At 48.7% G+C, this 6,522-nt stretch carries 7 protein-coding genes and 1 pseudogene; 6 read left to right on the top strand and 2 right to left on the bottom strand.

The window, feature by feature from the left end; all coding sequences use genetic code 11:
• Positions 1-582 (top strand): RHS repeat-associated core domain-containing protein (locus BMZ23_RS14465; protein ID WP_143069618.1); only part of this gene is annotated, 582 nt, incomplete at its 5' end.
• 3 nt (positions 583-585) lie between these two features.
• Positions 586-1,032 (top strand): hypothetical protein, encoded by a 447-nt coding sequence (locus BMZ23_RS14900; protein WP_143069615.1) that lies wholly within the window; start codon positions 586-588, stop codon positions 1,030-1,032.
• Between the two features lie 52 nt (positions 1,033-1,084).
• On the opposite strand, the pseudogene BMZ23_RS14460 reads toward BMZ23_RS14900, so the two are convergent.
• Positions 1,085-2,094, bottom strand: a pseudogene (locus tag BMZ23_RS14460) (IS3 family transposase); the annotation flags it as partial.
• Positions 2,095-2,149: 55 nt separating this feature from the next.
• Positions 2,150-2,413 (bottom strand): hypothetical protein, encoded by a 264-nt coding sequence (locus BMZ23_RS15015; protein WP_177197306.1) that lies wholly within the window; start codon positions 2,411-2,413, stop codon positions 2,150-2,152.
• Between BMZ23_RS15015 and BMZ23_RS15325 the strand changes: the two genes are divergently transcribed.
• From BMZ23_RS15325 to BMZ23_RS14440, 4 genes are all read left to right on the top strand, one after another.
• Positions 2,385-3,353, top strand: coding sequence for an RHS repeat domain-containing protein (locus BMZ23_RS15325; protein WP_281242343.1), 969 nt, complete (start codon positions 2,385-2,387; stop codon positions 3,351-3,353). The genes BMZ23_RS15015 and BMZ23_RS15325 overlap by 29 nt on opposite strands.
• Positions 3,354-3,370: 17 nt before the next feature.
• Complete coding sequence (locus BMZ23_RS14890) at positions 3,371-3,841, top strand: hypothetical protein (RefSeq protein WP_143069614.1); 471 nt, start codon at positions 3,371-3,373, stop codon at positions 3,839-3,841.
• Between the two features lie 59 nt (positions 3,842-3,900).
• On the top strand, positions 3,901-5,319 hold the full coding sequence (locus BMZ23_RS15230) for an RHS repeat domain-containing protein (protein WP_093478969.1): 1,419 nt from the start codon (positions 3,901-3,903) through the stop codon (positions 5,317-5,319).
• Between the two features lie 638 nt (positions 5,320-5,957).
• Positions 5,958-6,522, top strand: a 565-nt coding sequence (locus tag BMZ23_RS14440) for an RHS repeat domain-containing protein (RefSeq protein WP_425431700.1), incomplete at its 3' end; no start/stop codon positions are given.

Here is a 6,522-nt window from a genome sequence, read left to right as displayed (position 1 = left end):
TACTACAACTACTTCCGGACCTATGATCCGAGCATGGGGCGCTATACGCAGAGTGATCCGATTGGGTTGATGGGTGGAGTCAATACCTTTGGGTACGCACAAGCCAATCCGTTGATTTTTATAGATATTTTTGGGCTTTGTCCAACAACGAGCATCCGTCGGGTTCCGGGAAGCAGCACCTTTGAAACTCAAGTCTTAGATGAATATGGCCACCCCAAGTTGTTAATTTTGCCAACATCTGAAGAGGCCACTGTCGGAATCCCAATGAAAAGCGTGTTAAAACGTTTCCTCCCCGCGAGAGTGGCGGAAGCGCTTAGCGATGTCGCAGACTTGCAGTACGGTTATAGGGTTCACGCTGAATATGAAATATGGCAGGAGATGGAATATGTGGAGGGCGTTATTTATGACACACGGCCGGGTGCAAAAATCGGGGACATAGTTTCCGGCCCATTCCCTGTTAGCCCGGGAATTCGATCAACCGAAATATTCAATTACAGACCAACAGGAATTAAGCATCGAGAAGTGATTTGGAAGGTATGCGCTGGCGGGCATTGTGAGACGTTTGGAGCTTGGGACTACTAATTGATGAGAAAAATTGCATGTGTGGGTATCGTTGTCGCTATTTTTGCAGGCTGCTCTGATGAGTATCCCGCTGCGGAAGTGAATTATCTAAATTCATCTGACAGAATAAAAGATCAGCAGATGACTGCGGCTGCAAATTGGGTCGCTCGGCAGAGCGGGATGGAGAATTACCAACATATTCATATACTTAAATCGAATGAGGAAAGGATTAGGATGACCCTGAACCTAAAGGAACTGCTTGTTCGCCCGGGCTTGAAGGTTGTTTCTGTGGGGTGCGAGGATATAACAAGTTGTTCTGAGGTATTAGGTGTTGCGCTTGCTTTAGCGTTGGAAGAATATAACGATGGCCGAACGATAGTCTTACCCCGGTTCCTTCCTGCGCCGACCATAAAAGATGATGAATCCGGTTTTATTTTTTCATATTACGAAATAGAAAATTTCTGGAGGTGAAAGGCATGTTGCATCGGCGGGTTCTGGTGGTAATACCTCCGGGGGTAGCACAGACCCATCGCGTAGCGTGTTCTTGCACTTCGTCGATGGATTCAAACAGATAATGACCCAATCAGTCGTAGCGCACCGTGCGGTTGTAGCGCTCGACGTAAGCATTCTGCTGGGGTTTGCCGGGCTGGATATGTTCTAGGCGGATACCACGCTTCTCTGCCCACAGTACAAGCTTGCTGCTGATGTATTCAGGGCCGTTGTCACTGCGAATTGACCGAGGTTTGCCACGCCACTCGATGACCTGATCCAGTGCGCGTACCACCCGCTCTGCTGGCAGTGATAGATCGATATCCATGGCCAGGGCCTCGCGGTTGAAGTCGTCTATCAGGTTAAACAGACGGAAGCTGCGGCCGTCAGCCAGTTGGTCATGCATAAAGTCCATTGACCAGCACTGGTTGATCGCCTCTGGTACCGCCAGTGGCTCTGGTTTCTCACGCACGATGCGTTTGCGCGGCTTGATCCGTAGGTTCAGCTCCAGCTCCCGATAGATCCGGTATACCCGCTTGTGATTCCAGCGATAGCCTTTTACGTTGCGCAGGTACAGGAAACACAGGCCAAACCCCCAGTTGCGTTGGTTGTGCGTAAGCCGGATCAGGTGATCGGCGATCTCGGCATTTTCCGAAGACAGCCGAGGCTTGTAGTGATAGCAGGTCGTGCTGATACCAAACGACAGGCATGCTAATTTGATACTGGCCTTGCCTGAACGAACCGCCTGCTGCGCCATCTCGCGCCGCTGAGATGGCTTTACCACTTTTTTGCCATGGCCTCCTGGATGATCTCGGCCTTCACGCGCTCTTCGGCGTACATCTTCTTGAGGCGACGGTTCTCATCCTCCAGTTCGCGCAGCCGGGCCATCAATGAAGCGTCCATGCCACCGAACTTGGCGCGCCACTTGTAGAAGGTTGCCGAACTGATGCCATGCTCGCGGCAAAGCTCAGGGACTGGGCTGCCGGCTTCGGCCTGCTTAAGGATAGCGATGATCTGGCTGTCCGAAAAACGCGATGTCTTCACGCAAAATTTCCTTGATCCGATTAGGAGAAAATTCTACTTCTGACGAGCACTGATTTCAGGGGGGATTACCAGGGCACTGATACTCGACAGCGCCGGCAACATCCTGCACGAAAGCAGCCAGCAACAACGCGACTACCGCTACAACGCCCAGAACCGGCTCAGCGAATACCACGAAAACGGCCAGCTTAAGGCTCGCTACCACTATAACGCCCTGGGTCAGCGGATCCACAAGGCCGTCATTCAGGATAACGGCAGCGAACAGCACACCCTGTTCCACTATGGCCTGCAGGGTGAGCTGCTGGGCGAAACCCAGCTCCACGAAACCCCCCGTAGCCGCCCTGGACAGCAGCGAGCAAGACGCCACACCGCAGATAGCCTGGCTGCACAGCGACCACCTGCTGACCGCACGAGCGGCAACGGACGCCAACCAGAATCTGATCTGGCGTTGGCGCAGTGATGCGTTCGGGGTCGGCGAGGCCGAAAGCCTGACCGCAACGAACAACCCGGCAGCCCCGAACCTGACCCTGAACCTGCGCTTCCCTGGACAGTACCACGACGAAGAAAGCGGGCTGTACTACAACTACTTCCGGACCTATGATCCGAGCATGGGGCGCTATACGCAGAGTGATCCGATTGGGTTGATGGGTGGAGTCAATACCTTTGGGTATGTGGCGGGTAATCCTATAGCCAGGTTTGATCCATTGGGGTTGCTGATTGTGTATCCGGATAATGACCCCGATTTTAAGCGCGATGTAGAGTTGGCACGGCAATATCTGCCACTTTTAGATCAGTATTTTAGAGAGTTAGATATGTTGGATGCTGAGCTTCATCTAATCAGAATTGGAAGGGGTGACAATCCTAGATTTCAAGAGGAGTTGCTAGATATTGAACCCTGCGGAACACCAAGCGCATTTTCTGAGCCAAGTTCAATTTTCTGGAATCCAAGAGAAGGGAACAAGATTCTTGATGGCACTGGAAGTATTCAGTCACCCGCATTGATATTGTTGCACGAATTTGCTCATGCTCATCAGTACATGACGAACTTTGATGCATATGATCGCGACAAGCGGAATCTGCGCAATGATGGCTATACCGATGACGAGGAGTATAGAGTAATCACTGGCCCGGAAACGACGGCTGCGACCGCTGCTGGCGAGCCGACGCGGACCTGCCATCGATTTCCAGATGGAGACTCTAGGACATGTACTGCGGCGGAGTACAATATGCAATCCGTTACCCATTCTTTAAATGGACAATAAAGTGGAGGTGTTAATATATGATAAAGAGTATATTGATAACGCTATTTGCTTGGAGCTTTTGTTTTTCAAAATATGCATTTTCTGGTGAAGAATGTGATCCTTATAGCTTTCCTGTAGGGTGCCTCGGACAGTCTGCAGAAGTTATTAGTGATTATGGTTTTACACCCTATGCTAGGCAAATCGATCAATATAATTTGATTAGCACTTCTCCTGATGAAAACCCTTTGGGGCTTCATGTTGTTGTTTTTGTAAAAAATGAGATCATATGTGCCATTAGGTATTCAATCAGCACCCATAAGTACTCAACAAGCATGATCGAGTTTGACAAGATTAAGGAAGGAGTGATTAGTGAGCATGTTGATTCTTCTTGGATTGATTACTCAAGTGAGTCAAGTCATGGCGCTGGAAAGATATATAACGATGGTGTCACGAGAATTAATATATCCCGTGCAAGCATATTATTTGTTAACTTGTCAAAGTGTGATTAAGTGCATCAATGCCCAACCGTATAAATAACGTCTGGTTATAGAATCGCCCCGTAGCCGCCCTGGACAGTCCCGAGCAAAACGCCGCCCCGAGCATCGCCTGGCTGCACAGCGACCACCTGCTGACCGCACGAGCAGCAACGGATGCCGACCAGAAGCTGATCTGGCGTTGGCACAGTGATGCGTTCGGGGTCGGCGAGACAGAAAGCCTGGTCGCAACGAACAACCCGGCAGCCCAGAGCCTGACCCTGAACCTGCGCTTCCCCGGCCAATACTTCGACGAAGAAAGCGGGCTGTACTACAACTATTTCCGGACCTATGATCCGAGCAAGGGACGCTATACGCAGAGTGACCCGATTGGGTTGATGGGTGGAGTCAATACCTTTGGGTATGTGGCTGGTAATCCTATAGCCAGGTTTGATCCATTGGGGTTGCTGATTGTGTATCCGGATAATGACCCCGATTTTAAGCGCGATGTAGAGTTGGCAAGGCAATATCTGCCACTTTTAGATCAGTATTTTAGAGAGTTAGATATGTTGGATGCTGAGCTTCATCTAATCAGAATTGGCAATGGTATCCAGCCAGGTTTTCGTCCAGAGTATCTTGATTATGACGATTGTGGGAAACTAAATGCCGCGTACTCTACGCCAATTGAGATTTTATGGAACCCGAAAGAGGGTAATAGGATTCTTGATGGCACTAACAGCATTCAGTCGCCAGCACTAATTTTACTCCACGAGTTTGCACATGCTCATCAATATATGACGAATAAACAAGTCTATGAAAGAGATTACGATAGAAAAAGAGACGACGGTTATACCAATGATGAGGAATATAGGGTAATAACGGGTCCTGAAACAACTGCTGCGCACGCTGCTGGAGAGCCGACCCGTAACTGTCACAGCTTTCCCGATGGCAGCGATAGAAAATGCACTGAAGCAGTGTATGAGGATGTTTCTTCTGTCACTTACTCAGTAAATAATCAAGTAGATGAAGGTAAACAAATAATGAAAGAAACAATAACGGTTCTTCTGTTTATTTGGACTTGCTTGATCACAGGAAAATCATTTTCAGATGAAAAATGTGACCCCTATAAACTTCCTGGAAAGTGTCTTGGGCAGCACATTAGTGTTATTGATGAATACGGCTTTGCACTCGATCCAAGCCAGAATCGCCATTTTCAGGGGCTAAGTACTTTTCCTAATCAAAATCCATTGGGGCTTAATGTTAGAATCCTTGTTAAGGATGATATGATATGTGTAGTTAGATATTCTCATATCACCGGAAGATATTCGATAAGCATGGACGATTTTGAAAAAATAAAACTTGATATAATAAGTCGTTATAATGAGTTTTCATGGGTGGAGCACTCTGATAGTTCAGGCTATGGGGTTGTAAACATATATAACGATGGCAAGATCAGAGTAACTATTAGCCGTTATCATGTAAATTTTTCTGATTTGTCTGGCTGTGGTAGGTAGAGTCAAGAATGTTCTTTGATTGAGTGTCGACTTGGCTTCCTATGTTTTAATAAATTGTTTGCTAGACTGTTTATATGGATATAATTTTTGATTTACCTCGCTAATCAAGTTTGGTAGCCATGAGGCTTATGGTTTTTACAATTATAAAATTTTGTTTGGTTCGATATGCAAGAAAAAGACTAACTAAAGCCGGGAATATGAGATGTTAAGGGTTTTAGGGGGGCTATGCTTTTTCTTGACATTTTTAGCGCGTGGCGATGACGGGTGTAATGTTTTCAACAGTCCTGAGCAGTGTTTGGGAGAAAGTCCTACGGTGCTGAATAACGTGGAATATGACGTGCGTGGGCACGGGCGTGGGACTCGATATACAGTTAGCCCAGAAAACAATCCACTTAGGTTGCTTATCTGGGTGGATACTTATAATGATGCCATATATAGCGTAAGGTATTCATATACCACCTCTAGATACTCTGCAACTCTCCCGGAATATAACGAATTTAGAGATCAAATGCGGCTCATAAGGCTTTCGGATAGCTGGCTGCTCAGAAAATCTACAACGGGTACGTATGATTTTTTTGAGGATGAGAAGGTAAAAATTGCCTTATTTAATAACTCAGTTGTTTTTTATTCAAAATTACATGCTCCGCAGGCCCCTTAACCTGCTCAGCGACACCCGCACCCTCCACATCGACGGCCAGACCCACGTCCAGCGGATCGAGTACGGCTACAGCCATGGCAGCCAGTTGACCAGCTTGACCTATCCCAATGGCCAACGTATCAGCTACCAGTACCAGCACGGCCTGCCCAGCAGCATCAGCTTGCACACAGGCAAGCAGCAACAGACCCTGCTCAGTGATATCCAGCACCAGCCCTTCGGCCCCATGGCCCAGTGGACCTACGGCAACGGACTGACCCAGCGCCTGTCCCATGACCTGGATGGGCGCATCAACGCCATTACCGTCACCAACAGCAGCAACAACGCCATCTGGCAGCAGGCCTACCAGTACGACCGGCAGAACAACATCACCGGCATCGACCGCAGCGAAGGCCAGAGCCGCTACCAGCAACAGTTCGGCTACGACCTGGTGCAGCGCCTGATCCGCGACCAGGGCCCCTACGGCGAACAACAGTTCGACTATGACGCGGTGGGCAATCGCCTGAGCCAGGTGCAGCGCAGTCAGGACACCAGCGAAGAGCAGCGCA

The sequence above is a fragment of the Halopseudomonas yangmingensis genome, from assembly GCF_900114825.1.
Classification (GTDB): domain Bacteria; phylum Pseudomonadota; class Gammaproteobacteria; order Pseudomonadales; family Pseudomonadaceae; genus Halopseudomonas; species Halopseudomonas yangmingensis.
Note: the sequence above shows the minus strand (reverse complement) of the source record. Positions and strands in the feature narration are given on the sequence as shown.

Bases quoted from the DNA above. Each gene is read 5' to 3' on its own strand.
- BMZ23_RS14900 (WP_143069615.1), top strand. From the start codon at position 586: ATGAGAAAAATTGCATGTGTGGGTATCGTTGTCGCTATTTTTGCAGGC.
- BMZ23_RS14890 (WP_143069614.1), top strand. From the start codon at position 3,371: ATGATAAAGAGTATATTGATAACGCTATTTGCTTGGAGCTTTTGTTTT.